Genomic DNA, 26,069 nt, shown 5'->3' with positions numbered 1-26,069 from the left:
TCGAGCCTACGCCCCACGCCCAAGATCTGGACAGCGCGTCCGGTATACGGGATGCCGGACTCACTCCTCGGTCAGATACCGCTGCAGCGTCGGCGCGACCATCCGCACGATCTCCTCCGTGTCCGCGGACGCCAGCGGCTCCACCTGCACCACATACCGCAGGATCGAGATGCCGATCATGTGGGAGGCGGCCAGCTCCGCGCGGAACCTGGGGTCCGGCACGTCCAGCTCCGCCGCCACCCGCTCCAGCAGGCGGCGCAGCACGAAGGTGCGGAGCACCTTGGCCGCCGCCTCATGGGTCAGCGCGGAGCGCAGCACGGCCAGCATCGGGCCGCGGGTCGCCGGGTTCTCCCATACGCCGATGAAGAAGCGGGCCAGCCGCTCGCCGAGGCCCTCCGGGCCCTGGCCCAGCACGGCCGGGACGACCAGGGCGGGCTCGAAGGAGACCTCGATGGCGGCGGCGAAGACATCGTCCTTTGCGCCGAAGTAGTGGTGGACGAGGGCGGCGTCGACCCCGGCGGCCCTGGCGATGCCGCGCATCGTGGTCTTGTCGTAGCCGCGCTCGGCGAATTCCGTGCGCGCGGCTTCGAGGATCCGCTCACGCGCGCCGGGTCCGCTGGCCGCCTCCGTACGGGCGGGCCGGCCGCGCCGCCGGGGCGCCCGGGGACTGCCCCGGTCTGCGCTCCGGTCATGGCCCCGGTCTTCGCTCCGGCGCCCTCCGGGGTCTTCGCCCAGCCCGTCACCCCGGCCCTCACCCCGGCCCTCGCCCCGGCCTTCGCCGCCGGTCATGAGCGCGGGACCCGTGCCGTGGACGCCAGGTGCAGCCGGGTGAAGGCGAGGGCTTCGGCGAGGTCGGCCTCGCGCTCCGCCGCCGACATGGCGCGCCGGGTGTTGACCTCGATGACGACGTGCCCGTCGAAGCCGGTGCGGGCCAGCCGCTCCAGCAGCTCCGCGCACGGCTGGTCGCCGCGCCCCGGCACCAGGTGCTCGTCCTTGGCGGAGCCCTTGCCGTCGGCGAGGTGGACATGGGCGAGCCGGTCGCCCATCCGGTCTGCCATCGCCAGGGTGTCCGTGCGGGCGGTCGCGGTGTGGGACAGGTCGACGGTGAAGTGCCGGTAGTCGTCCTTGGTGACGTCCCAGTCGGGGGCGTACGCGAGCATCTCGCGGTCGCGGTAGCGCCACGGGTACATGTTCTCCACGGCGAACCGGACGTCCGTCTCATCCGCCATGCGCCAGATGCCGGAGACGAAGTCACGGGCGTACTGGCGCTGCCAGCGGAACGGCGGGTGCACGACCACGGTCGACGCGCCGAGCTTCTCGGCCGCCGCCTGGGCGCGCTGCAGCTTGACCCACGGGTCGGTGGACCACACCCGCTGGGTGATCAGCAGACAGGGCGCGTGGATGGCGTGGATGGGCACCTGGTGGTAGTCGGACAGCCGGCGCAGGGCCTCGATGTCCTGGCTGACGGGGTCCGTCCACACCATGATCTCGATGCCGTCGTAGCCGAGGCGCGCGGCGATCTCGAACGCGGTCGCCGTGGACTCCGGATAGACGGAGGCCGTCGAGAGGACGACCTTCGCGTCCGGGATGCGCACCGCTGGGTCTGCCGCTGGTTGAGCCACGGGAGACAGATTACGGGTCCCGCGTCATTCGACCGGGAGGTGGTCGAGACGCCGCAGGATGACGCCCTCGCGCAGCGCCCAGGGGCAGATCTCCAGGGAGTCGGCCCCGAAGAGGTCCATGGCGCCCTCCGCGACCACGGCCCCGGCCAGCAGCTGGCGGGCCCGGCCCGCGGAGACGCCGGGCAGCTCGGCGCGCTGCTCGGCCGTCATCGCGGCGAGCCGGGGCACCCAGTCCTCCAGCGCGGAACGGCTCAGTTCACGCTGTACGTACAGACCCTCGGCGGAGCGGGCCGCGCCCGCGATCCTGGCGAGCTGCTTGAACGTCTTCGAGGTGGCCACGATGTGGTCCGGTCTGCCGAAGCGGCTGAACTCGCCGACCGTGCGCGCGATCTCGGCGCGTACATGGCGGCGCAGGATACGCACCTCCTGCGGGTCGGGCGGGTCGCCGGGCAGCATGGCCGCGGTGAGCCGGCCCGCGCCGAGGGGGAGGGAGGCGGCGGCGTCGGGCTCCTCGTCGGTGCCGTACGCGATCTCCAGCGAGCCGCCGCCGATGTCGAGCACGAGGAGCCGGCCCGCGGACCAGCCGAACCAGCGGCGGGCGGCGAGGAAGGTGAGCCGCGCCTCCTCCTCTCCGCTGAGGACGGTGAGGTCGACGCCGGTCGCGTCCAGGACCTGGTCGAGTACGTCGTCGGCGTTGGTCGCCTCCCGGACGGCGGAGGTGGCGAAGGGCAGGACCTCCTCGCAGCCCTTGTCCTCGGCCGCCTGAAGGGCGTCGCGGACGGTGCCGATGAGCCGCTCGACGCCGGCGGGGCCGATCGCGCCGTGCTCGTCGAGCAGCTCGGCCAGGCGCAGCTCCGCCTTGTGGGAGTGGGCGGGCAGCGGACGTGCGCCCGGGTGGGCGTCCACCACCAGCAGATGAACCGTGTTCGAACCGACGTCGAGGACTCCGAGTCTCATGGACCGAAACGCTACTGCGGTTGCGCGCTTAGGCTGGACTCGTGCCTAAGACGAAAAAGACGAAGCGGGGCAAGGTCCCCCAGCAACCTGTGCATGATGTGACTGCTGAGCAGGTTGAGCAGGTTGAGGAGGACGAGAAGGGCGGGTTGGACTTTCCGCGCGCCTGGGTGGAGTTCGCGGACCCGGAGGACGACGAACAGGTCTTCCGCTGCGATCTGACATGGCTCACCTCACGGTGGAACTGCATCTTCGGCAGCGGCTGCCAGGGGATCCAGGCGGGCCGTGCGGATGACGGCTGCTGCACGCTGGGCGCGCACTTCTCGGACGAGGACGACGAGCAGCGGGTCGCCGGGCATGTGGCACGGCTCACACCGGACCTGTGGCAGTTCCACGACGTGGGCACACAGTCCGGCTGGGTCCAGACGGACGACGACGGCGAGCGCCAGACGCGCCGCTGGAAGGGCTCCTGCATCTTCCAGAACCGCCCCGGCTTCGGGGCGGGGGCGGGCTGCGCGCTGCACATCCTGGCGGTGCGGGAGGGGCGGGAGCCGCTGGAGACGAAGCCGGACGTCTGCTGGCAGCTGCCGGTCCGGCGTACGTACGAGTGGATCGACCGCCCGGACGACACGCGTGTCCTGCAGATCTCGATCGGCGAGTACGACCGGCGGGGCTGGGGGCCGGGCGGGCATGACCTCCACTGGTGGTGCACGTCGGCGGCGTCGGCACATGGGGCGGGGGAGCCGGTGTATGTGACCTACCGCCCGGAGCTCACCGAACTGATGGGCAAGGCGGCGTACGACGTCCTCGCCTCCCTCTGCGAGGCCCGCCTGGCCCCCTCGCTCCCCCTGGTGGCCCCGCACCCGGCGGACTGACCTCAGCCCGAGGCGGACGGCTCGGACGCGGGCGGGGAGTCCGACGACGGTGCGTCCGAGGACGGCGGAGGCGTCGGCTCCGGGTCGGAAGACGGCGAGGAGGAGGACGGCGGGTCCGAAGCCGGCGGGGGCGTCGGCTCCGGGTCCGGGGCAGGAGAGGAGGACGGCGGCGGGTCCGAAGCCGGCGGCGGCGTGGGATCCGGATCCGGGGCAGGAGAGAAGGACGGCGGCGGGGTCGAGGGAGCCGGGCGCGCCCGACCGCGGCCGTCGATCTCCACCACCGCGCCCGACGGGTCCACCCCCACCCGTGCACTCCACGGCCCCTCCGGCTCCAGTCGCCGGTCCACCGTGACGTACACGGTGACCGGCTCCCCCGGCCGCAGCACCCCGGACGCCCGGCTGACCTGCAGCCAGGGCGCGTCCGACCACAGCGACCAGGACACCGGCGCGCCGCCCGACGCCCTGAGGGTGATCCGGGTGGAGTCCCCGGCAGGCTGCGCCTCGACGGTGAGGCGCCCGGGCGCCGCCTGTCCCGGCCGGGTCGGCGGTGCGGGCGTGCCCGAGCTGATGACCTCCACCGACACATCGGGGGACGCCCCGCCCGCGGTGAACCGGTGGTCCGGCTGCGACTGGGCGTTGCCCGCGTTCTCGTAGTGGTCGTAGTGGTCGTACGGATCGCCGTCCAGGCCCCGCGGCCCGTCCGCCTCCCGCGCGGAGACCGTCGTCCCGCCGTGGCTCTCGCCGGTCAGCGGTGCGCCCCGGTACGCGGCCCACAGCGCCAGCACCGGCGCGGCGACGACGGTCGCCACGACGGTGGTGGTCAGGGCACGCGCCCGCAGCCGCTCCCGCCGGGCGGCGCAGTCCTTGGGGTCCATGGGGTACCCGCCGGGGCCGAAGCGCGGGGCGCTCGCGCGTGCCCGGGGGACCCGCAGCATCGCCGCGTACACCGCGGCGCGGGGCGCGGCGGCCAGCGGCAGCGTGGCCGGGGTGACGGCGGTGCCCGGCCATGGGCCGCCCGCGCCCACCCGCTCGGCGACGCGGCGGCAGCGCGGGCAGTCGTCGACGTGCCGCACCAGCTCCTGGCGGAGCGCGGCGGACAGCACCACCCGGCTGTCGCCGGTGAGCCGGGCGATGGACGGGCAGTTCCCGCTCTCGACGACGGCGAGCGCGGCACGCGTGCGTTCCACCTCGCAGGCGGCCGTCGCCAGCAGCTCGCGCGTCGCCAGCGGATCCATGCCGAGGACCGCGGCGACCTCGCGCGGCGCGAGGCCGTGCCGGATGGCCAGTTCGAGCGCCTCTCGCTGCTCGGGGCTGGTGCCGGCCGCCTCCGGCCAGGCCAGCAGCGCCAGTTCCTCGCGACGGCGTGCCGCGGTCTCGCCCCTCTCCGCCGCCCTGCCGCCGCCCTGTGCCCGCCCATCGCGGGCGTCCCGGCCATCGCGACGAGCCCGGCCGTCCCGGGGGCCCGGGGCGCCCTGACTGCCGGGAGCGTCCCAGGCATCCCGGCCGCCCCGGGCGTCCTGGCCACCCCGGCCGCCCCGGTCGTCGCAGGCGTCTCGGCCGACGCCGTCGCCCCCGGCGCCCTGGTTGTCGCGGGCGCCCCCGCAACCCCAGCCGCCCCGACCGTCGCGGCTTCGCGCGCTGCCGCCGGCGGCGGCCTCCGACAGCCCGCCTGACCCGGCGGCGGCCCGCCGGGCGTCCCGGTCACCCGGGACCCCGCCGACGGGGCGCCCCGGGCGCCGTCCGGCGTGCGGCCCTTGGCGTCCCGCCCCCGCCTGCCGCTGCCGTTCGCGCCGTTGCTCGGCGAGCCGGCGCAGACAGACCCAGCGCGCCAGCGCGTACAGCCATGCCTTCCGCCCCGCCTCGTCGGACGGACAGCGGCTCCGTTGGCGCTCGGCGATGGCGAGCACATCGCCGAGCAGCGCCGTCGCGGCGTCGTGGTCGCACATGACGGAGAGGCAGTAGGTGAACAGGCCGTCCAGATACGGGTCATAGCGCTCGTGACACTCGCGCCGCGCCGCCGTGGACGACCGCTGCCCCCTGGTGCGGCTCGCGCGTCCGTGCGCCCGGTGTGCGCCGGTGGTGTGCGTGGGTGGTTCCAGCCTGCTGCTTGTCACGCCGCGACCGTAGGGCCAGAAGCACACCCGCTTCACACCCCTTGAATGCTTTTAATCATTACGGGTGAACAGGTCCCCCAAAGGAGTAACGCGAATTTGCTCTCGGCTCGTGCGCCACGCGGTTGCCCGCAGATGCCGGCGTCATCCGCTGCCGCTCGCGCCCCGGCCGCGCCCCCGTCCGCGCCCCGCCGCACCACGGCCACGCCCCGTCCGCGCCCTGGCCTGTCAGTGGGGCCCGCTACGGTTTGGCGCATGGCTGCCCGTACGAAATCCGCGAAGGACCGGCCGTCCTACCGCTGCACCGAGTGCGGTTGGACGACCGCCAAATGGCTCGGCCGCTGCCCCGAATGCCAGGCCTGGGGCACGGTCGAGGAGTACGGCGCGCCCGCCGTCCGCACCACCGCCGCGGGGCGCGTCACCTCCGCCGCGCTCCCCATCGGCCAGGTCGACGGCCGCCAGGCGACCGCCCGCTCCAGCGGCGTGCCGGAGCTCGACCGGGTCCTCGGCGGCGGCCTGGTGCCCGGAGCCGTGGTGCTGCTCGCCGGCGAGCCGGGCGTCGGCAAGTCCACCCTGCTGCTCGACGTCGCGGCGAAGGCCGCCGCCGAGGACCACCGGACGCTGTATGTGACGGGCGAGGAGTCCGCGAGCCAGGTCCGGCTGCGCGCCGACCGGATCGGCGCGCTCCACGACTGTCTCTATCTGGCGGCGGAGACGGACCTGTCCGCCGTCCTGGGACACCTCGACGCGGTCAAGCCGTCCCTGCTGATCCTCGACTCGGTGCAGACCGTCGCGTCCCCGGAGATCGACGGCGCGCCGGGCGGCATGGCCCAGGTGCGCGAGGTCGCGGGCGCGCTGATCCGCGCCTCCAAGGAGCGCGGGATGGCCACGCTCCTGGTGGGCCATGTCACCAAGGACGGCGCGATCGCGGGGCCGCGGCTGCTGGAGCACCTGGTGGATGTGGTGCTCTCCTTCGAGGGCGACCGCCATGCGCGGCTGCGCCTCGTCCGCGGTGTGAAGAACCGGTTCGGGACGACGGACGAGGTGGGCTGCTTCGAGCTGCACGACGAGGGCATCACCGGGCTGGCCGACCCCTCGGGCCTCTTCCTCACCCGGCGCGACGAGCCCGTCCCCGGCACCTGTCTCACGGTCACGCTCGAAGGCCGCCGCCCCCTGGTGGCCGAGGTGCAGGCGCTGACGGTCGACACGCAGATCCCCTCCCCGCGGCGGACCACCTCCGGCCTGGAGACCTCGCGGGTGTCGATGATGCTGGCCGTGCTGGAGCAGCGCGGCCGGATCACCGCCCTGGGCAAGCGGGACATCTACAGCGCCACCGTCGGCGGGGTGAAGCTCTCCGAGCCCGCTGCGGATCTCGCCGTGGCGCTCGCGCTCGCCTCGGCCGCCAGCGACACCCCGCTGCCGAAGAACCTGGTGGCGATCGGCGAGGTGGGCCTCGCGGGGGAAGTGAGACGCGTCACGGGCGTCCAGCGGAGGCTGGCCGAGGCGCACCGGCTGGGCTTCACCCACGCCCTGGTGCCGGCCGATCCGGGCCGGGTCCCGCCCGGGATGAAGGTGACGGAAGTCGCCGACATGGGAGACGCGCTCCGAGTGCTCCCGCGCGGCCGGAAAGCCGGATCCCGGGCCTCCGCGCGCACCGAGCACGCAGAGGCCCCCCTCCAGGCGGATGCGCGCCGGTAGACTTTGCCCTGGTCTCGCCTGTCCGTACGAGCCGGAGGAGCGCAGTGGCAGCCAACGACCGGGCAGCAGCACCCGGAAAGTCCGGCGGAGGCTCCGGCAATGAAGCGCTGATCCGCGCCGCCCTGAGCGCGGTCGCCCCTGGCACGGCGCTGCGGGACGGCCTGGAGCGCATCCTCCGCGGCAACACGGGCGGACTGATCGTCCTGGGCATGGACAAGACCGTCGAGTCGATGTGCACAGGCGGCTTTGTGCTGGATGTGGAGTTCACCGCGACGCGGCTGCGCGAGCTGTGCAAGCTGGACGGCGCGCTGATCCTCGACAAGGACATCACCAAGATCCATCGCGCCGGGGTGCAGCTGGTGCCGGACGCCTCCATTCCGACCGAGGAGACCGGCACCCGCCACCGCACCGCGGACCGCGTCTCCAGGCAGTGCGGCTTCCCGGTCGTCTCCGTTTCGCAGTCGATGCGGCTGATCGCGCTGTACGTGGACGGGGAGCGCCGGGTCCTGGAGGAGTCCGCCGCGATCCTCTCCCGGGCCAACCAGGCGCTGGCCACCCTGGAGCGCTATAAGCTCCGTCTGGACGAGGTCGCCGGCACGCTCTCCGCGCTGGAGATCGAGGACCTGGTCACCGTCCGGGACGTCTCGGCGGTGGCGCAGCGGCTGGAGATGGTGCGCCGGATCGCCACCGAGATCGCCGAGTATGTGGTCGAGCTGGGCACGGACGGCCGTCTGCTCGCCCTCCAGCTCGATGAGCTGATCGCCGGGGTGGAGCCCGAGCGGGAGCTCGTCGCCCGCGACTATGTGCCCGAGCCGTCCTCCCCCAGAGCCGCGCCCGGGAGGGGCCCCCAGCGGTCCCGTACGGTCTCCGAGGCGCTCGCAGAGCTGGACTCGCTCACCCATGCCGAGCTGCTGGAACTGCCGATAGTGGCCCGCGCGTTGGGCTACAGCGGTTCGCCGGAGACGCTGGACTCGGCGGTCTCCCCGCGCGGTTACCGGCTGCTGGCCAAGGTGCCGAGACTGCCGGGCGCGATCATCGAGCGGCTGGTGGAGCACTTTGGCGGACTGCAGAAGCTGCTGGCCGCGAGCGTGGACGACCTCCAGACGGTCGACGGCGTGGGGGAGGCGCGGGCGCGGAGCGTGCGGGAGGGGCTGTCGCGGCTGGCGGAGTCCTCGATCCTCGAGCGTTACGTCTGATCGGCAACCGGGGGTCCGCCCCCAGGCCCCCGGTCCTCAAACGCCGGACGGGCTCCATGTGGCTGCGCCCCCAGTTCGCGCTAGTCCTTCTCCAGACGGAACGGCGCCGGCAGCAGCTTCGCTCCACCGACCTCCGCCTCCACCAGATAGTTGCCGGGCGGCGCCGTCCCCGGCGGCGGGGTCGCGCACTGCGGTGCGGTGCGCTTGCGGTCCCAGTCCACGGTGTGGGTGATGCTCGCGTGCGCGGGCACCTTCAGCAGCAGGCTGCCGGGCTCCAGACCCGCGCGGCTCGGGCAGTCCTTCGTGGACCACACCGTGTCGTTCTTGCCGTCGGTGGCGTCGACGACCGTGATCACAGCCGCCCGCGGTCCGAAGTCCTGCTTGCAGGTTGTTCCCGAGGTGTTCGAGGCGACCAGCTGGAAGCGGGGCTTCTCGCCTGGCTCGTACGCGACCTTGACGCTGCGGAGCGTCAACTTCAGTGCTCCCTGGGCGCAGTCGGGCAGACTGGAGCCCGCCGGGACACGCTCGCCCGCCGCGCCGCCGCCCTGGCCGCCCGCGCCACCGCCGCCGCCCTGGCCGGAACCGGAGCTCGAACCAGAACCGGAACCGGAGCCGTTCGAACCATTTGAGCCGTTCGCGCCGTCAGCGCCGGCCGTATCTCCCGTGTCTCCCGCGTCCCCCGTGTCGCCGGACTCGTCCCGCCCGCCCGGCTGCTGGCTGATCGCGGGACCGGAACCGGAGGGGCCCGGCGTGATCGTCGAGGGAGTGGGCTCCCCGGCGCCTCCCGCCTTGCTGTCGTTCTTGCTTCCGTCGCCGCCTCCGCCCCCGAAGGAGCTGACGGCCCATACGGCCAGCAGCACGACCAGCGCGAGCAGCGCCGCCGCGACTGCCCTCCGTCGCCAGTAGATGGAGGAGGGAAGCGGCCCGATCGGATTGCGCAGAGATCCCACGGTCAAACTCTACGAGAGATCTGTGGCAACTCCGTTCCCACCCGCCGCCTGACTTTCCACGGAACTCCGTTTCCCCGCCCCGGCTTTCATCGCCTCCGGCTTTCGTCAAGGGCTGTTCCAGCCGATGGCGCGCGACAAGCGGCCGCGGCTACCGCGTACGGTCATTGACCATGGACAGCAGCATCACGCGCGGCCTCTACCGCGACATCGCCGACTTCGCCCACAGCACTCCCGGGTGGGTGCAGCAGTTCGCCGAGATCTTCACCGATGCGGGACTGCTGCTGCTCGCGGTGCTGTTCGTCGTCGCCTGGCAGCGGGCGCGCCGGTCCGACGCACGGGCGTTCGCCGTCGCCGTCCTCGCGCCGCTCGCCACCGCCGTCGGCTATGTGGTCAGCGAGTCGCTGAAGTCCCTGGTGAACGAGGAGCGTCCGTGCCGCACGGTCGTCGAAGCGGCCGGTTCGCTGGCGACCTGCCCGCCGTACGGCGACTGGTCCTTCCCCAGCAATCACGCGGCGATCGCCGGCGCGGCCGCGGCGGCGATCGTCCTCGCCTGGCCGCGCAGGCTGCGCATCGCGCTGCTCACCGTGCCGCTGGCGCTGCTGCTGGCGTTCTCCCGGGTCTTCGTCGGGGTTCACTATCCGCACGATGTGGCGGTGGGCCTGCTGGTGGGCGCGGCGGCGGCCGCCGGCTGCGTCATGGCGCTGACCGGCCCCGCGACCGCGCTGGCGACGACGATGCGGACGAGCCGCACGGGGATCGTGCTCTGGTTCGCCGGACCCGGCGAGGCCGCGCACGGCGTTCCGGCCCGCACCGCATCCCGTACGGCGTCGGACGGGGCCTCCGCGCGGCAGCAGGCGCACGCTCCCGCGGGCATGCCAGGATCGGAAGGCCATGAACGCCACGAACGCCACGACTCACTCCACCGTGACTCACTCCACCGCTGAGGCCGCCGGCACACCCGCCGGCACACCCGCCGTGACACCCGTGGGCACACCCGTCGGCGCGGCCGCCGCCGACCATGCGCCCCTGCACGCCTCCGTCATCGCCTGGTTCGACCGGCATGCCCGCGATCTGCCCTGGCGCCGCCCCGAGGCGGGCGCCTGGGGCGTGATGGTCAGCGAGTTCATGCTCCAGCAGACGCCGGTCGCCCGTGTGCTGCCGGTGTACGAGCAGTGGCTCGCCCGCTGGCCGCGCCCCGCCGACCTGGCCGCCGAGCCACCCGGCGAGGCCGTGCGCGCCTGGGGCAGGCTCGGCTATCCGCGCCGCGCCCTGCGTCTGCACGGCGCCGCGCAGGCGATAGCGGAACGCCACGGCGGCGATGTTCCGCGCGACCACGCGCAGCTGCTGGCGCTGCCCGGGATCGGCGAGTACACGGCGGCCGCCGTGGCCTCGTTCGCGTACGGCCAGCGGCATCCGGTCCTGGACACCAATGTGCGCCGGGTGTTCGCGCGGGCCGCGACGGGCATCCAGTACCCGCCGAACGCGACGACGGCCGCAGAACGCAGGCTCGCCCGCGCGCTGCTCCCCGACGACGAGGCCACCGCGGCACGCTGGGCGGCGGCCTCCATGGAGCTGGGCGCACTGGTGTGCACGGCGAAGAACGAGGACTGCGGGCGCTGCCCGATCGCCGAGCGCTGCGCCTGGCGGCTGGCGGGCAAGCCCGCCCACGAGGGCCCGGCCCGCCGCGGCCAGACCTACGCCGGCACGGACCGGCAGGTCCGCGGCCGGCTGCTGGCGGTGCTGCGGGAGGCGACCGAGCCGGTCCCGCGCTCGGCGCTGGACGCCGTCTGGAACGAGCCGGTGCAGCGCGCGCGGGCGCTGGACGGGCTGGTCGCGGACGGTCTTGTGGAGCCCCTGGACGGCGGCCGCTACCGCCTTCCGCTGACCTGAGCCAGCGCCCTCGGCACGGGCCTCGCCGGGCCCGTCGCCGGGCCTGTTACACAACCGATGGACTCCCGTGCGTCCGCCGACGGCTGCCCCGCACAGCCTCGTGACAACGCCTCCGTAACTTCTTCCCCAGGTAAGCGAACGGCAGCGACGGCCGGCGAGCGGCACGGCTTGTCGCAGGGGACGGAGGCGGTTGGAATGGCGCAGGCCCACGGTGAGGTGCTCGAGTTCGAGGAGTACGTACGCACCCGGCAGGAGGCCCTGCTGCGCAGCGCCCGCCGTCTGGTCCCCGACCCGGTCGACGCCCAGGATCTGCTCCAGACCGCGCTCGCCCGCACATACGGCCGCTGGGACGGCATAGCGGACAAGTCGCTCGCCGACGCCTATCTGCGCCGCGTGATGATCAACACGCGCACCGAGTGGTGGCGTGCCCGCAAGCTGGAGGAGGTGCCCACCGAGCAGCTCCCGGACGCGAGCGTGGAGGACGGCAGCGAGCAGCGTGCCGACCGCGCCCTGCTGATGGATGTGCTGAAGGTGCTGGCGCCGAAGCAGCGCAGCGTGGTGGTGCTCCGCCACTGGGAGCAGATGAGCACCGAGGAGACCGCCGCGGCTCTGGGGATGTCGGCCGGTACGGTGAAGAGCACGCTGCACCGGGCGCTGGCGCGGCTCCGGCAGGAGCTGGAGCGCCGGGAGCTGGAGCTGGACGCCCGGGTCGTGGAGCGTGGCGGCGCCGGCGATGTGCCGCGCGTCCGCAGGCAGGGCGGCGCCCGCCGGCAGGGGCCGGCGCGTGGACAGGCAGACGGGCAGGGGCGTGATCGGATGCTGGGCGAGACGGGGCGGGAGCGGTGCGCGGCCTAGTGGACGGCGGCTCAAGGTCTGAGACGGCGAGATGGGCGGCGGGCAGTGCGGCGACGGCCGGGCTCGCCGCCGTCGTCCTGTTCGCCGCCGGCTGCTCCACAGGGGGCACCGGCGTGCAGGACGAGGGAGCGGCGCCCTCCGACGCCGCGACCGCCACCCCCTCCCCCGACGCCACGCCGTCGTTCGGGACGGGCAAGGCGACCAAGACCGTGGACGCGGTGGCGCTGCTCAAGGCGGATCCGAAGGTCAGCGCCCGGGTCAAGGCGGATCTGCGGCCCTGCGCCCGCGATCTGTTCCCTGTGGACACGGCGTACGGCAATCTCACAGGCGGCTCGTCACCCGATGTGGTGGTCAATGTGCTGACGTGCGGTGACGCGGTCGGCCTCGGCACGTATGTGTACCGCGAGAAGGGCGAGAAGTACGAGAATGTCTTCGCCGCGGAAGAGCCGGCGGTGTACGCCGCGATCGACCGGGGCGACCTGGTGGTGACCCGGCAGGTGTATGCGAAGGGCGACCCGGTGGCCCAGCCGTCCGGCCAGGAGGTGACCACATACCGCTGGACGGACGGCAAGTTCGCGCAGCAGCACTGGGTGCGCAACGAGTTCAGCACGGCGGTCGGCGGCGGCGAGGTGATCGCCACCGAGCCGACGCCCCAGCCGGACGACCTCTGACCCGCCCGACGGCGCACCCAGCCCCGACAACCGACCCATCGAGAGACCGAGAGAAGCAGAGAGCAGCGGGATGGCCGAGACCCATGTCCTGTTCGTCGAGGACGACGACGTCATCCGCGAGGCCACCCAGCTCGCGCTGGAGCGGGACGGCTTCGTGGTCACCGCCATGCCCGACGGGCTGCGGGGCCTGGAGGCCTTCCGGGCGAACCGGCCCGACATCGCCCTGCTCGATGTGATGGTGCCGGGCCTGGACGGGGTCAGCCTCTGCCGCCGTATCCGCGATGAGTCGACCGTGCCCGTGATCATGCTGTCGGCCCGTGCGGACTCCATCGACGTCGTCCTCGGCCTGGAGGCCGGGGCCGACGACTATGTCACCAAGCCCTTCGACGGCGCGGTGCTGGTCGCCCGCATCCGCGCGGTGCTGCGGCGCTTCGGGCACGCGGGCGGCCCGGCGGGCGGCGAGCAGGACGCGGCGGGGCGGCAGAGCGGCCAGGGCGGGGTGCTCGTCTTCGGCGACCTGGAGGTCGACACCGAGGGCATGGAGGTGCGCAAGGGAGGCGAGCCGGTGGCGCTGACGCCGACCGAGATGCGGCTGCTGCTGGAGTTCTCCGCCGCGCCGGGCACGGTGCTGTCGCGGGACAGGCTGCTGGAGCGGGTCTGGGACTACGGCTGGGGCGGCGACACCCGTGTGGTGGACGTCCATGTCCAGCGGCTGCGCGCCAAGATCGGCCAGGACCGGATCGAGACGGTCCGCGGCTTTGGCTACAAGCTCAAGGGATGAGAGCGATACGGCCGCGCCCGGCCGCCCCTCGGAGCCGTACGGCTGCTGTACGGAGGCGCATGACTGCCGCACGGAGGCGTACGGCATGAGGAGGCCCGCCCTGCGCACCGGTGTCCGCTGGAAGATCAGCATCGCGATCGCGGGCGTCGGCGCGCTGATCGCCATGGCTCTGAGCCTGGTCGTGCACAACGCCGCCCGCGTCTCCATGCTCGACAACGCGCGCGATGTCCAGATGGACCGGGTGCTGCTGGCGCAGCGCTGGTACGAGCAGTCCAAGAACAAGGACCCCCGCTTCAACACCAAGATCAACGATCCTGCCATCCCCAAGGATCTGCAGAAGCTCGTACGGCAGGGGCGGCGCGGCTCCTATGTGCATGAGCCGGCCGAGGGCCCGCCCGAGATCTGGGCGGCGGTGCCGCTGTCCAATGGGGATGTGCTCTCGCTGCACAGCCAGTTCTCGGGCCGCAGCGCCACGATCATCCAGGCGCTCGACCGGGCGCTGATCATCGGCTCGGTCTCGGTGGTGTTCGGCGGCTGTGCGCTCGGCGTGCTGATCGGCGGATCGCTGTCACGGCGGCTGCGGAAGGCCGCCGCAGCAGCCGGGAACGTCGCCCAGGGCAATACGGATGTACGGGTGCGGGACGCGATCGGCGGTGTCGTCCGCGATGAGACGGATGAGCTGGCCCGCGCCGTCGACGCGCTGACCGACGCGCTCAACGCGCGCATCGAGGCTGAGCGCCGGGTCACCGCGGATATCGCGCATGAGCTGCGGACTCCGGTGACCGGCCTGCTGACCGCGGCGGAGCTGCTGCCGCCCGGCCGCCCGACCGAGCTGGTGCGGGACCGGGCACGGGCCATGCGCACGCTGGTCGAGGACGTGCTGGAGGTGGCCCGGCTGGACAGCGCGTCGGAGCGGGCCGAGCTCCAGGAGATCGCGCTGGGCGAGTTCGTCACCCGCCGGGTGGCGGTGCTGGACCCGGACGCCGCGGTCAGGGTGGTGCACGAGTCGTATGTGAACACCGATCCCCGGCGGCTGGAGCGCATCCTCGGCAATCTGCTGGCCAATGCCGCCAAGCACGGCAAGCCGCCGGTCGAGGTCGCGGTCGAGGGCCGTGTGGTGCGGGTGCGCGACCACGGGCCCGGCTTCCCCGAGGAGCTGCTGGCGGAGGGGCCGAGGCGGTTCCGCACCGGCGCCAGCGACCGGGCCGGGCAGGGCCATGGCCTGGGGCTGACGATCGCGGAAGGCCAGGCACGCGTCCTGGGGGCGCGGCTGACCTTCCGCAACGCCGCCCCGGAGGGGGCGGCGGCGCAGGAGGGGGCGGGCGGCGCGGTCGCGGTGCTGTGGCTGCCGGAGCATGCGCCGACGAACACGGGCAGCTTCCCGGTGCTGTCGCCGGACGCCGACACCGATGGCGTGTACGGCGTCGGCATGGACGGCGGCGGACAGCAGCGGCGGCGGCGATGGCGCGGGGGCCGTGGACGGCCGTGAGCGGCCGTGACGGGCCGTGACGGGCCGTGACGGGCCGCCCGGAGCCGTGAGCCGCCCGGAGCCGTCAGCTCAGCAGCCCCACTCCTTGTCGAGGTCGAGGCCGCCCTCGCGGGCCTGGGTGAAGGAGAACCAGTTCCCCGAGTCGTCCCGGAAGATCGCCTCCGTGCCGTACGGACGCTCCTGCGGCTCCTGCAGGAACTCCACCCCACGGGCCTTGAGCTTCTCGTAGTCGCCGTGGATGTCGTCGGTCGCCAGCGCGCCCGCGCCGAGGACGCCCTTCGAGATGAGCTTGCGCACCGCCTCGGCGGACTCGGGGTCCATACCGGGCCCGTCCGGCGTCATCAGGGTGAGCTGCACCTCCGGCTGGTCCTTGGCGCCGACGGTGAGCCAGCGCATGCCGCCCTCCCCCACGGTCATATCGGTGCGGACCTCAAGGCCGAGCTTCTCGGTGTAGAACTCCTTGGCCCGGTCCTGGTCGAGGACCCAGACGGTGGAGATGGCCAGTCCCTTGATCATTTCCTGCTCCCGGTGGGCTGTGGGCTGGGATGTGCTTGCCCAGCCACCGTAGGCAGCGCCGGATTCACTCCGCTTCTTCAGAATTGCGGTCCTGCGAATCGCGGTCCCGGGAATCGCGGTCCTGGCCGGCGGGCCGCGCCGGGAATCCGCCAGCCCACAGCATCGCGTAGCAGCCCGGTATCAGCGCGGCCCCGCGCCCGACATGCCGGGCGCGGTACTCGCTCGGGGTGAGGCCCGTCTGCTTCTTGAAGCGGGCGGAGAAGGTGCCGAGGCTGCTGAAGCCCACGAGGCCGCATATCTCGGTGACCGACAGATTCGCCGTACGCAGCAGCTCCTCGGCCCGCTCGATGCGGCGGCGGGACAGATACTGGCCGGGAGTCTGGCCGTACACCGCCTTGAAGGCGCGGACGAAGTGGTAGCGCGAGTAGCCGGCGTGGGCCGCGACCGCGTCCAGGTCGAGCGGCTCGGCCCAGTCGCGGTCCATGGCGTCCTTGGCGAGGCGCAGCTGCCGCAGATGGGCGAGGTGCGCCGCCGCCGAGGCCGCCGCAGGCGCCGATGGCGGTGGGGCCGCAGGCGCCGATGGCGGTGGGGCCGCGGGCGCCGCCGCTGGTGTCGTCTCCACGCTTTCGATGCTGGCACGCGCCACTGACAGCGGCGTCTCTCCGATGGTCGGAGAGGGTCAGATGGTGACGCCCTCGGAGCGCAGATGGCTGACCGGGTTCACGGCGGAGCCATAGTTCGGGGTCGTACGGATCTCGAAGTGCAGATGCGGGCCGCTGGAGTTTCCGGTGTTGCCGGAGAGGGCGATGCGCTGCCCGGCCTTCACCTTCTGGCCCGGCTTCACATCGACGCGGGAGAGGTGCGCGTACTGGGAGTAGGTGTTGTTGTCGTGCTTGATGACGACGGCGTTGCCGTACGCGGGGCCGTCACCGGCGCCGTTCGGACCGGCCTTGACGACGGTGCCGCTGTGCACGGCGCTGACCTTGGTGCCCACCGGCACGGCGAAGTCCTGGCCGGAGTGGTTGCTGCTCCACATGTTGCCGGCCTTGCCGAAGGTGGCGGTCAGCGTGTACTTGCTGACCGGCTTGTGCCAGGCCTTCTCAGCGGCGGCCTTGGCCTTCTTGGCGGCCTCGGCGGCCGTCTTCGCGGCCTTCGCCTGGGCCTCGGCCTGAGCGGCGACGGCGCCGGCGGCAGCGGCGCTGACGGGCGAGCCGCCGCTCACCGCGGACTCCCCGGCGAACGCGACCCCGCTCCCCAGCACGGCCGACACGCCCATGCCTGCGGCAAGGGCGGCGATGGCGGTACGGGCGGGATTCGTGACGCGCTTCGACATACGGGAAGACCTCCGGGCATAAGCGGGCCCGGCGCGTGGGTACGCCGGGCGGGTTGGCCATCCCTTGGTAACCCGTACCTCCGCTATGTCCCAAACACCCCATCTACGACGTTCCGTCGTAGCGAGAGGCGGGGTAATCCACGCCCTTGACACCGTGGGGCCATGCCTTCGCCCCATAAGGGAGAACCCTGAAAAATCCCCACTCTCTGAGGTTTAAACCCCTGCCAGGGCTGCCTGAGAAGGACATCCGGGGCGGATCGGCTTCGGTCCACCCACGGGATTCGCAGGCTGCGCCCGCACCGCCCCCGAAAGCCTCTGACGAACGGCGGCCAGGCGCACTATTCCCGCTAGTAGGCCGTCGCCGGCCTGTGCGCCTTGTCACGGATTCGCCCCGTGCCCGGCCACCGGCGATCCCGGTATGACAGCCAGCGGCCCTCGGGCAGTACACGGTGCCGTACTGTGCGCGATGGGATGGTTACGGGACACCCTTGACGCATATCTGCCGCGCACCGCTGTGAAGGGCTGTCCGCCTTTGCAGACATCGCCGACCGCTCGCGGACACACCGGAGCATCTGCCCTCACCCGTGAATGGCGCCCCGGGCCATTCACGGCGGCACTGGCAAGAGTGGGCCCGCCCCTGCTCCATCCGCAGCTGAAGAAGCTGAAGATCGGGAAGTTCAACGGCCACGAATTAGGCCTGACGCCGCTGCGCGGCATACCGGGTCTGTCCGTCGAGAACCACCCGCGGAACCGCCAGCCGCTCGACTTCGAAGCCGGCGATATCCAGACGGAGTCCACGCCGGAACTCCGCAAGAAGATCAAGGGCGGAACGAACGGCCGTTCAGCGTCGGCAAGCGGCTCACGGCCGGCGTCTCCGGTTTGCGCGCGGGGCGCGGTGAACCCCGAATAGGGGCTGCCCCGGACCGTCCAAGACGGTCCGGGGCAGCCCCTATCTGTCAGCCGCTCAGCGGCCGGGCGTCATGCGTCCTTCGAGAGGTTCGGGCCCGTGCCGCCCGCCGCCTGCTCAATCGGGGGGACGTCCGGGAGCGCCGACTTCTCCTCGCCGCGGAAGGTGAACTTCTTCTCCTCACCCTCGCCCTCGGTGTCCACGACCACGATATGACCGGGGCGCAGCTCGCCGAAGAGGATCTTCTCGGAGAGCACGTCCTCGATCTCGCGCTGGATCGTGCGGCGCAGCGGGCGGGCGCCCAGGACCGGGTCGTAGCCGCGCTTGGCGAGGAGGGACTTCGCCTCGCCGCTCAGCTCGATGCCCATGTCGCGGTCCTTCAGCCGCTCGTCCACCTTGGCGATCATGAGGTCGACGATCTGGATGATGTCGTCCTCGGTGAGCTGGTGGAAGACGACCGTGTCGTCCACACGGTTGAGGAACTCGGGCCGGAAGTGCTGCTTCAGCTCTTCGTTGACCTTCGCCTTCATCCGCTCGTAGCCGGTCTTGACGTCGCCCTGGGCGGCGAAGCCCAGGTTGAAGCCCTTGGAGATGTCCCGGGTGCCGAGGTTGGTGGTCATGATGATGACCGTGTTCTTGAAGTCCACGACCCGGCCCTGGGAGTCGGTCAGCCGACCGTCCTCCAGGATCTGCAGCAGCGAGTTGAAGATGTCCGGGTGGGCCTTCTCCACCTCGTCGAAGAGGACGACGGAGAACGGCTTGCGGCGCACCTTCTCGGTGAGCTGGCCGCCCTCTTCGTAGCCCACGTATCCGGGCGGGGAGCCGAAGAGACGCGACACCGTGTGCTTCTCGCTGAACTCCGACATGTCGAGGGAGATCAGCGCGTCCTCGTCGCCGAAGAGGAACTCGGCGAGCGTCTTGGACAGCTCGGTCTTACCGACGCCGGACGGGCCGGCGAAGATAAACGAGCCGCCGGGGCGCTTGGGGTCCTTCAGGCCGGCGCGGGTACGGCGGATGGCCTGCGAGAGGGCCTTGATGGCGTCCTTCTGGCCGATGACGCGCTTGTGGAGCTCGTCCTCCATGCGCAGCAGCCGGGAGGACTCCTCCTCGGTGAGCTTGAAGACCGGGATGCCGGTGGCGGTCGCCAGGACCTCGGCGATCAGCTCCTCGTCCACCTCGGCGACGACGTCCATGTCGCCGGCCTTCCACTCCTTCTCGCGCTTCGCCTTGGCGGCCAGGAGCTGCTTCTCCTTGTCGCGCAGCGAGGCGGCCTTCTCGAAGTCCTGCGAGTCGATCGCGGACTCCTTGTCGCGGCGGACGCCGGCGATCTTCTCGTCGAACTCGCGCAGGTCCGGCGGCGCGGTCATCCGGCGGATGCGCATCCGGGAGCCGGCCTCGTCGATCAGGTCGATCGCCTTGTCCGGCAGGAAGCGGTCCGAGATGTACCGGTCGGCCAGGGTCGCGGCGGCGACCAGCGCGGCGTCGGTGATGGAGACGCGGTGGTGGGCCTCGTAGCGGTCGCGCAGACCCTTGAGGATCTCGATGGTGTGCGGCAGCGACGGCTCCGCGACCTGGATGGGCTGGAAGCGGCGCTCCAGCGCGGCGTCCTTCTCCAGGTGCTTGCGGTACTCGTCGAGCGTCGTCGCGCCGATGGTCTGCAGCTCACCGCGGGCCAGCATCGGCTTCAGGATGCTCGCGGCGTCGATCGCGCCCTCGGCGGCGCCCGCACCCACCAGGGTGTGGAGCTCGTCGATGAACAGGATGATGTCGCCGCGGGTGCGGATCTCCTTGAGGACCTTCTTCAGCCGCTCCTCGAAGTCACCGCGGTAGCGGGAGCCGGCGACCAGCGCGCCCAGGTCGAGGGTGTAGAGGTGCTTGTCCTTGAGGGTCTCGGGCACCTCGCCCTTGACGATGGCCTGCGCCAGCCCCTCGACGACGGCGGTCTTGCCGACGCCGGGCTCGCCGATGAGGACCGGGTTGTTCTTGGTACGGCGGGACAGCACCTGCATGACCCGCTCGATTTCCTTCTCGCGCCCGATGACCGGGTCGAGCTTGGACTCCCGTGCGGCCTGGGTGAGATTCCGGCCGAACTGGTCGAGGACGAGGGAGGTCGAGGGCGTGCCCTCGGCCGGGCCGCCCGCGGTGGCGGCTTCCTTGCCCTGGTAACCGGAGAGCAGCTGGATGACCTGCTGCCGCACCCGATTGAGATCGGCGCCGAGCTTCACGAGGACCTGGGCGGCCACGCCCTCGCCCTCGCGGATCAGGCCCAGCAGGATGTGCTCCGTGCCGATGTAGTTGTGGCCCAGCTGGAGGGCCTCGCGGAGCGACAGCTCCAGAACCTTCTTGGCACGGGGAGTGAAGGGGATGTGCCCGGACGGGGCCTGCTGGCCCTGGCCGATGATCTCCTCCACCTGCTGGCGGACCGCCTCGAGCGAAATCCCGAGGCTCTCCAGGGCCTTAGCGGCGACACCTTCACCCTCGTGGATCAGGCCCAGGAGGATGTGCTCGGTGCCGATGTAGTTGTGGTTGAGCATCCGGGCTTCTTCCTGAGCCAGGACGACAACCCGCCGCGCGCGGTCGGTGAACCTCTCGAACATCGTTAATCGCTCCTCAGAGCGGTCAGTCAGTAAAGGGGTCGATCCCCTCCCTGTCCTTCCGCAGCTTAGTCCCGCGAGCGGGGACCGCTCATTCCAACTGCCGACACCCGTCTGTGGCCTCCTGACCCCTGAACGCCGACAACTGCTCCAACCTGATGGTGCGAGACGATGTTCCCGCAGGCCAAGCGGTTAGCCTCACCATCAGTACGCCGATGGCGAACGCAAGACGGCCCTGCGGGTCTGTCGCCCCTCCCCACTAGGAAAGTCTTACCCGTTCGCACTGACAGTCCATGCGGCGCACACCCGTTCCCTCCGCTACGGGCGAACAGCCTTGCGCCTGCCGGTCTGCCGTCGGACACCTCCCCTCCCTCCCGGACGGACACCCTGAGCGACGCTATCCACACCCTCCGTAACCAACGAGGAGCTGTGAGAGTTCCCGGAGTATGACTTTCACCGTTCCACTGCCCCGCACGCCCGCTGCCGCGAGCGGCTTCGGCGGCCCCTCCCGCCAGCCCCAGCGGACGCGGCAGCCGCAGCGAACGCAGCGGCCACAGCAGGCCCGGCGGACTCAGCACGCCCGGTGGTACGAGAGCGAGCTGGGCTGGGCCGTGGAGCCCGCGGAAGACGGCCCGGTGCACCTGGTCACCGGGCGGCGCTTCGACGTCCTGGAGCTGCCCTCGGACGCCGGGAAGGCCCTGCTGGACCGGACGGGCCTGCCGGGACCGGTCGCCCTCGCCGGGGACCGTATGCGGCTGCTGGTGGCCGCGGGAGCGGCCGAGGAGCTGCCAGGGCTCCTCGACTGGCTGGAATGGAACGGCGTCGACCTGGGTCTGACCGCGCTGGGAGCGGGCGGGCGGATGACCGCTCCCCCGCCGCCCGGCTGGCCCGCGCCGTCGGAGCGGGCCGTTTCACGGGGGGCCGCCGTATGGCTGCGGCCCCCCGAACCTGGACGTGCCGTGGAGCCTCTGCTGCCGGCCCTCGCCCCGTTCGGGCTCGGCGGCGGGGCCCCGGGCGGCCGCGCGGGCGTGGGGGCCCGCGGCGAAGCCGCCACTGCGCGCCGCCCCGGCCGCGCCGGGGCTGTCGACCTCACGTGGGCGCCCGATCTCGTACGCGTGGTGGGCATGGCGGCCACGGAGTGCTGCCGGGCCCGATTGCGGCGTACGGGGAACAGCGCCGTGGGGGGTGGTGCTTCCCGGGGTGCAAGCCGTGCGAATACACCCCGCGGAAATGGTCAGCCGCGGGCTGTTCAGCCGTTGGCCTTCTCGTAGGCCTCGCGGATGTTGGCGGGGACCCTGCCGCGGTCGTTGACCTCGTAGCCGTTCTCCTTCGCCCAGGCGCGGATTGCGGCGGTGTCGTTGCTCGCGGAGGCAGAGCTGCTGCGCGCCTTACCCCGGCCGCCGCTGCGGCCACCGGTCTTGCGGCCCGCCTTCACGAAGTCGGCCAGCGACTCACGGAGCTTGTCCGCATTCTCGGTCGTGAGGTCGATCTCGTAGCTCTTGCCATCCAGCGCGAACGTCACCGTCTCGTCCGCCTCGCCGCCGTCGAGGTCGTCGACAAGAAGGACCTGAACCTTCTGTGCCACCGGATTTCCTTTCATCGAAAATGCAGTACGAGGAAAGGAAACCGCTTTTTCCGGGAAAACTCAAACCCCCGGGGGAGGTTCAGAACCCGGGGAACGCGGGAAACATACGCGATTCGGACATAGGGTTCCGAGTCGCACCGCTTCCGGCGGGGCGATCACAGATGCAGAAGCATGCGGCTGTTGCCCAAGGTGTTCGGCTTCACTCGTTCGAGCCCGAGGAACTCGGCGACACCCTCATCATAGGAACGCAGCAGCTCGCTGTAGACATCTCCGTCGACCGGCGCATCGCCGATCTCGACGAAGCCGTGCTTGCCGAAGAAGTCCACTTCGAAGGTGAGACAGAATACCCGCCGCACTCCGAGCCAGCGGGCGGTTCGCAGCAGCTTGTCGAGCACCTGATGGCCGATGCCGTGCCCCTTGTGGCCGGGGTCCACGGCGAGTGTGCGGACTTCCGCGAGGTCTTCCCACATGACGTGCAGCGCCCCGCAGCCGACGACGGCGGCGTCCGCGTCGCGTTCCGCTACCCAGAACTCCTGGATGGACTCGTAAAGCGTGACGGTCGCTTTGTCGAGCAGGATGCCTTCACGAACGTACGGATCGACGAGCCGGCGCACGGCCGGCACATCGCTGGTCCGGGCCCGCCGGACGGTGATGGCATTTGCCGGGTCATATGACATGCCCCGACGCTATCGCTCCTGCGCATCCGCGCCGTGGGCGGGCTCGTCGCCCTGAACGATGCGCAGCGCGGCCTGCAGGGCTTCGCGCTGCTCGGGAGACATCATGCCGAAGAAGGCGACAAGAGCGGCCGCGGCGTTGTCGCTCTGGGACCATGCTTCGTTCATCAGTGCGGCGGAGTAGGCGGCACGGGTGGAGACGGCGGTATATCGATAGGCGCGGCCCTCGACTTCCCTGCGCAGCCAGCCCTTCTGATGGAGATTGTCCATTACGGTCATGACCGTGGTGTAGGCGATGGACCGTTCCTGCTGAAGGTCTTCCAGGACTTCCCGGACGGTGACCGGACGGTTCCATTGCCAGATCCGCGTCATGACGGCGTCTTCAAGGTCTCCCAATTGACGGGGCACATCGCCACCATAGTGGGAGATGTCGGAATGTCAGGCCATTGACCTAACAGTCATGACAAATGGGACAAAAAGGATGTACGGCCGAGTGTCGGCCGTACATCCTGGGCTGCTCGGACGCCCGCGGGCGGGCCAGCGGCAGCTCAGTCGGCGCCGCCGGGCTGACGGGCGGACTCGGCGCGGGCGAGCGCCGCGTCCACGGCCGCGTCTTCCTTGGCCTTGTTGGGGCCGCCCTGGCTCTTGACGATCGTCACGACCAGCGCGGTGAAGAAGACGGCCATCACCACGGGCGGCAGGAGCGCGGATACGTAGTCCATGGCTCCCAGAGTAGCTATCCGGCGGCGCGCTGCGCGGGCGGGGGCGTGGGACGGCGGCGCGGCGGAAACACCTCGGACGGCTTGGGGACCGGGCGCTCGCCGGGCTGCGGCGTGGGTTTGGGGCGGGGCTGGGTCTGCGGCTGCGGCTTGGGCTTCTTGTCCCCGGCGGCCGCGCGTCCGCCGGGAAGCGCGAGCAGATGCGCGCGGCGGTCGGGGCGGGCGGCCGGGGCGGTGGCGGTGGCGGCGGTGGTGGCCGCGACCGCGGGCGCGATGGCGGCGGCAGCCGTGGCCTGGGCCGTGCGATGCGCCAGACGGGCCCGTACGGACTGCTCGGCGAGCGCCTGGCAGAGGTCCAGGAGAGCCGCCGCGGACGGCCGGCCGGCCAGGCCGCGCAGCCCGGCCAGATCCTCGGGGCGAGGGTCGTATCCGGCGGCCAGCGCGTCCTGGAGGAGCTCCAGATAGCCGGCCGCGGAGCCGGGGAGGGCCGCGCGGTAGCGGGCGAGGTCGGCGAGGAGGAAGTCACGCATCCTGCCGGCCTCGCGGACCGCCTCGTCCACGGATTCGGCCAGCCGCAGACAGTCCTGCACGTCCTCGTCGTCGAGGGAGACGGGATGGAGGGCGATGGCGAGGGCGCGTCGGAGCACACGTAGCTCGTCGGAGCCGAAGGCCATGCCGCCGCGGGATCCGTATGGCGTGGGCATGAACCGACGATACGAGCTAATCAGACAAAATCCGCTTAATTGGCGCGGCCGGGCGTGCCGGGCTCCTGTTGACCGGGGGCTCCGCCCCCGGTCAGAGGCGGGAGACGTTGCGGGCGTAGACCAGGCGGAGGCCGATCAGGGTGAGCCAGGGCTCGTGTTCGTCGATGGCGGAGGACTCGCCGAGGACCATCGGCGCCAGCCCGCCCGTGGCGATGACCGTCACGTCGTCGGGGTCCGCGGCCAGCTCCCGGCGCATACGGCCGACGACGCCGTCGACCTGGCCCGCGAAGCCGTAGACGATGCCCGCCTGCATCGCCTCGACCGTGTTCTTGCCGATCACGCTGCGCGGGCGGGCCAGCTCGATCTTGCGGAGCTGGGCGCCCTTGACGCCGAGGGCCTCGACCGAGATCTCGATGCCGGGGGCGATCACCCCGCCCGCGTACTCGCCTCGCGCGCTCACGGCGTCGAACGTCGTGGCCGTCCCGAAGTCGACGACGATCGCGGGCCCCCCGTACAGCTCCACCGCCGCGACCGCGTTGATGATGCGGTCCGCGCCGACCTCCTTGGGGTTGTCCATCAGAATCGGCACACCGGTCTTGATGCCGGGCTCGACGAGGACCGCCGGGACGTCGCCGTAGTAGCGGCGGGTGACCTCGCGCAGTTCGTGCAGCACCGAGGGAACGGTGGAGCAGATCGCGATGCCCTCGATGCCGTCGCCCAGCTCTTCGCCGAGCAACGGGTGCATGCCCATCAGGCCCTGCAGCAGCACGGCGAGTTCGTCGGCGGTGCGGCGGGAGTCGGTGGAGATGCGCCAGTGCTCGACGATGTCGTCGCCGTCGAAGAGGCCGAGCACCGTGTGGGTGTTGCCGACATCGATGGTGAGCAGCATCAGCGGTCAGCCTCACGCAGGTCGAGGCCGATGTCGAGGATCGGCGAGGAGTGGGTGAGGGCGCCGACCGCCAGATAGTCGACGCCGGTCTCCGCGTACGCGCGCGCGTTGTCGAGGGTGAGGCGGCCGGAGGACTCCAGCGCGGCGCGCCCGTGGTTGAGGGCCACGGCCTCGGCGGTCTCGGCGGGGGTGAAGTTGTCCAGCAGGATCAGATCCGCGCCCGCGTCCAGCACCTCGCGGAACTGGTGCAGCGTGTCCACCTCGACCTCGATGGGGACGTCCGGGAACCGCTCGCGCACCGCCTTGAACGCCTGCGCGACCCCGCCCGCCGCGACCACGTGGTTGTCCTTGACCAGCGCCGCGTCGGCCAGCGACATACGGTGGTTGACGCCGCCCCCGCAGCGCACCGCGTACTTCTCCAGGGCGCGCAGGCCCGGCGTGGTCTTGCGGGTGTCGCGCACCCGCGCCCCGGTGCCCTCCAGCAGATCCGCCCACGCGCGCGTGGCGGTCGCGATGCCGGACAGGCGGCACAGGATGTTGAGGGCGCTGCGCTCGCCGGTGAGCAGATCGCGGGTGCGCGCGGTGACGGACAGCAGCTTCCGGCCCGCCTCGACGCGCTCGCCGTCCTCGGCGTGCCGCTCCACCTCGAAGGACTCGGTGCACACGATGGACAGCACGGCCTCGGCGATGCGCAGCCCGGCGACGGTCCCGGCCTCGCGGGCGGTGAAGTCGGCGGTGGCGACGGCGTCCTCGGGAACGGTGGAGACGGTGGTGACGTCGACGCCGCCGTCCAGGTCCTCGGCGATGGCGAGATGTGCGATGTCCTCGACCTGGACGGGGTCGAGCCCGGCGTCCGCCAGGAGCTGGGCCAGGGCGGGGTCGAGCCCGCACTCGTACAGCTCGGAACCGGCGTCCCCGGACGCGCAGCCGCAGCCGTCGCCGCATCCGCCGCCGGCCTCGCCGGGGTCGGCGGCGGCGCCGATGTGGATCAGGGGTACGTCCACCGGCTCCGGGTGCGGACGTTCTTCCGGCGTCGGCGTACTGCTGCTGCTCACG

The 26,069-nt window shown here is 72.0% G+C and carries 27 protein-coding genes; 11 read left to right on the top strand and 16 right to left on the bottom strand.

All coding sequences use genetic code 11. The features are described from left to right. Positions 1–60: 60 nt before the first annotated feature. The 3 genes from OF819_RS16180 to OF819_RS16170 are packed head-to-tail and all read right to left on the bottom strand — an operon-like array spanning position 61 to position 2,579. Positions 61–789 carry a TetR family transcriptional regulator gene (locus tag OF819_RS16180; RefSeq protein WP_267244224.1) on the bottom strand — a complete coding sequence of 243 codons (729 nt, stop codon included), beginning with the start codon at positions 787–789 and terminating at the stop codon, positions 61–63. Next, positions 786–1,622 (bottom strand): sugar phosphate isomerase/epimerase family protein, encoded by an 837-nt coding sequence (locus OF819_RS16175; RefSeq protein WP_267244223.1) that lies wholly within the window; start codon positions 1,620–1,622, stop codon positions 786–788. The genes OF819_RS16180 and OF819_RS16175 overlap by 4 nt, the downstream gene beginning before the upstream one ends. Positions 1,623–1,646: 24 nt before the next feature. Further along, positions 1,647–2,579 carry a Ppx/GppA phosphatase family protein gene (locus OF819_RS16170; RefSeq protein WP_267244222.1) on the bottom strand — a complete coding sequence of 311 codons (933 nt, stop codon included), beginning with the start codon at positions 2,577–2,579 and terminating at the stop codon, positions 1,647–1,649. Between the two features lie 89 nt (positions 2,580–2,668). On the opposite strand from OF819_RS16170, the gene OF819_RS16165 reads away from it, so the two are divergent. Next, on the top strand, positions 2,669–3,451 hold the full coding sequence (locus tag OF819_RS16165; RefSeq protein ID WP_416370552.1) for a hypothetical protein: 783 nt from the start codon (positions 2,669–2,671) through the stop codon (positions 3,449–3,451). Positions 3,452–3,453: 2 nt separating this feature from the next. On the opposite strand, the gene OF819_RS16160 is transcribed toward OF819_RS16165, so the two are convergent. Next, positions 3,454–5,565: a BACON domain-containing protein gene (locus OF819_RS16160; protein WP_267244220.1), complete on the bottom strand. Its 2,112-nt coding sequence runs from the start codon at positions 5,563–5,565 to the stop codon at positions 3,454–3,456. A gap of 252 nt (positions 5,566–5,817) precedes the next feature. On the opposite strand from OF819_RS16160, the gene radA reads away from it, so the two are divergent. Then, the gene (gene radA, locus OF819_RS16155) at positions 5,818–7,260 is read left to right on the top strand and encodes a DNA repair protein RadA (protein WP_267244219.1); all 1,443 of its coding nucleotides are present in this window, start codon (positions 5,818–5,820) and stop codon (positions 7,258–7,260) included. A gap of 44 nt (positions 7,261–7,304) precedes the next feature. Further along, positions 7,305–8,456: a DNA integrity scanning diadenylate cyclase DisA gene (gene disA, locus OF819_RS16150; protein WP_267244218.1), complete on the top strand. Its 1,152-nt coding sequence runs from the start codon at positions 7,305–7,307 to the stop codon at positions 8,454–8,456. An 80-nt stretch (positions 8,457–8,536) separates the two neighbouring features. On the opposite strand, the gene OF819_RS16145 is transcribed toward disA, so the two are convergent. Then, positions 8,537–9,406 (bottom strand): hypothetical protein, encoded by an 870-nt coding sequence (locus OF819_RS16145; RefSeq protein ID WP_267244217.1) that lies wholly within the window; start codon positions 9,404–9,406, stop codon positions 8,537–8,539. Between the two features lie 170 nt (positions 9,407–9,576). Here OF819_RS16145 and OF819_RS16140 point away from each other — a divergent pair, with 170 nt between their 5' ends. The 6 genes from OF819_RS16140 (at position 9,577) to cseC (ending at position 15,092) form a co-directional block, all read left to right on the top strand. After that, positions 9,577–10,350, top strand: coding sequence for a phosphatase PAP2 family protein (locus OF819_RS16140; RefSeq protein WP_267244216.1), 774 nt, complete (start codon positions 9,577–9,579; stop codon positions 10,348–10,350). Then, positions 10,298–11,296: an A/G-specific adenine glycosylase gene (locus tag OF819_RS16135; RefSeq protein WP_267244215.1), complete on the top strand. Its 999-nt coding sequence runs from the start codon at positions 10,298–10,300 to the stop codon at positions 11,294–11,296. The genes OF819_RS16140 and OF819_RS16135 overlap by 53 nt, the downstream gene beginning before the upstream one ends. A gap of 195 nt (positions 11,297–11,491) precedes the next feature. Then, on the top strand, positions 11,492–12,151 hold the full coding sequence (locus tag OF819_RS16130; protein ID WP_267244214.1) for a SigE family RNA polymerase sigma factor: 660 nt from the start codon (positions 11,492–11,494) through the stop codon (positions 12,149–12,151). Continuing rightward, positions 12,139–12,822, top strand: a complete 684-nt coding sequence (locus OF819_RS16125) for a hypothetical protein (protein ID WP_416370549.1) — start codon at positions 12,139–12,141, stop codon at positions 12,820–12,822. Before OF819_RS16130 ends, OF819_RS16125 begins: the two co-directional genes overlap by 13 nt. Positions 12,823–12,892: 70 nt before the next feature. Next, positions 12,893–13,603, top strand: coding sequence for a two-component system response regulator CseB (gene cseB, locus OF819_RS16120; RefSeq protein WP_267244213.1), 711 nt, complete (start codon positions 12,893–12,895; stop codon positions 13,601–13,603). 85 nt (positions 13,604–13,688) lie between these two features. After that, complete coding sequence (cseC, locus tag OF819_RS16115) at positions 13,689–15,092, top strand: two-component system sensor histidine kinase CseC (RefSeq protein WP_267244212.1); 1,404 nt, start codon at positions 13,689–13,691, stop codon at positions 15,090–15,092. Positions 15,093–15,161: 69 nt separating this feature from the next. On the opposite strand, the gene OF819_RS16110 is transcribed toward cseC, so the two are convergent. From OF819_RS16110 to OF819_RS16100, 3 genes are all read right to left on the bottom strand, one after another. Beyond that, positions 15,162–15,608: a VOC family protein gene (locus tag OF819_RS16110; RefSeq protein ID WP_267244211.1), complete on the bottom strand. Its 447-nt coding sequence runs from the start codon at positions 15,606–15,608 to the stop codon at positions 15,162–15,164. Between the two features lie 64 nt (positions 15,609–15,672). Next, positions 15,673–16,092 carry a helix-turn-helix transcriptional regulator gene (locus OF819_RS16105; RefSeq protein WP_267244269.1) on the bottom strand — a complete coding sequence of 140 codons (420 nt, stop codon included), beginning with the start codon at positions 16,090–16,092 and terminating at the stop codon, positions 15,673–15,675. Positions 16,093–16,287: 195 nt separating this feature from the next. After that, a complete protein-coding gene (locus tag OF819_RS16100; RefSeq protein ID WP_267244210.1) occupies positions 16,288–16,941 on the bottom strand; it encodes a M23 family metallopeptidase in 654 nt (217 codons plus the stop codon). Between the two features lie 625 nt (positions 16,942–17,566). Here OF819_RS16100 and OF819_RS16095 point away from each other — a divergent pair. Beyond that, positions 17,567–17,851 (top strand): hypothetical protein, encoded by a 285-nt coding sequence (locus OF819_RS16095; protein ID WP_267244209.1) that lies wholly within the window; start codon positions 17,567–17,569, stop codon positions 17,849–17,851. A gap of 68 nt (positions 17,852–17,919) precedes the next feature. Here OF819_RS16095 and OF819_RS16090 read toward each other — a convergent pair whose 3' ends face one another. After that, positions 17,920–20,445 (bottom strand): ATP-dependent Clp protease ATP-binding subunit, encoded by a 2,526-nt coding sequence (locus OF819_RS16090; protein WP_267244208.1) that lies wholly within the window; start codon positions 20,443–20,445, stop codon positions 17,920–17,922. A 443-nt stretch (positions 20,446–20,888) separates the two neighbouring features. On the opposite strand from OF819_RS16090, the gene OF819_RS16085 reads away from it, so the two are divergent. Continuing rightward, on the top strand, positions 20,889–21,713 hold the full coding sequence (locus OF819_RS16085) for an SCO3374 family protein (RefSeq protein WP_267244207.1): 825 nt from the start codon (positions 20,889–20,891) through the stop codon (positions 21,711–21,713). Here OF819_RS16085 and OF819_RS16080 read toward each other — a convergent pair. From OF819_RS16080 to nadC, 7 genes are all read right to left on the bottom strand, one after another. Then, positions 21,692–22,027 (bottom strand): histone-like nucleoid-structuring protein Lsr2, encoded by a 336-nt coding sequence (locus OF819_RS16080; protein ID WP_267244206.1) that lies wholly within the window; start codon positions 22,025–22,027, stop codon positions 21,692–21,694. The two genes, OF819_RS16085 and OF819_RS16080, sit on opposite strands and share 22 nt — an antisense overlap. Positions 22,028–22,182: 155 nt before the next feature. Further along, entirely contained in the window at positions 22,183–22,704 is a 522-nt protein-coding gene (locus tag OF819_RS16075; protein WP_267244205.1) for an amino-acid N-acetyltransferase, read from the bottom strand. Between the two features lie 9 nt (positions 22,705–22,713). Next, positions 22,714–23,109 (bottom strand): BlaI/MecI/CopY family transcriptional regulator, encoded by a 396-nt coding sequence (locus OF819_RS16070; RefSeq protein ID WP_267244204.1) that lies wholly within the window; start codon positions 23,107–23,109, stop codon positions 22,714–22,716. Positions 23,110–23,249: 140 nt separating this feature from the next. Next, entirely contained in the window at positions 23,250–23,423 is a 174-nt protein-coding gene (locus OF819_RS16065) for a hypothetical protein (RefSeq protein WP_267244203.1), read from the bottom strand. Positions 23,424–23,437: 14 nt separating this feature from the next. Then, complete coding sequence (locus tag OF819_RS16060) at positions 23,438–24,094, bottom strand: hypothetical protein (protein ID WP_267244268.1); 657 nt, start codon at positions 24,092–24,094, stop codon at positions 23,438–23,440. A 121-nt stretch (positions 24,095–24,215) separates the two neighbouring features. Then, on the bottom strand, positions 24,216–25,013 hold the full coding sequence (locus OF819_RS16055) for a type III pantothenate kinase (protein ID WP_240134265.1): 798 nt from the start codon (positions 25,011–25,013) through the stop codon (positions 24,216–24,218). Then, on the bottom strand, positions 25,013–26,068 hold the full coding sequence (gene nadC / locus OF819_RS16050) for a carboxylating nicotinate-nucleotide diphosphorylase (RefSeq protein WP_267244202.1): 1,056 nt from the start codon (positions 26,066–26,068) through the stop codon (positions 25,013–25,015). The genes OF819_RS16055 and nadC overlap by 1 nt, the downstream gene beginning before the upstream one ends. Position 26,069: the final 1 nt, after the last annotated feature.

It is taken from the genome of Streptomyces sp. PR69 (assembly GCF_026420845.1).
Lineage (GTDB): Bacteria > Actinomycetota > Actinomycetes > Streptomycetales > Streptomycetaceae > Streptomyces.
The sequence above is the reverse complement of the archived record's forward strand: the minus strand, read 5'-3'. Positions and strand labels throughout refer to the sequence as shown.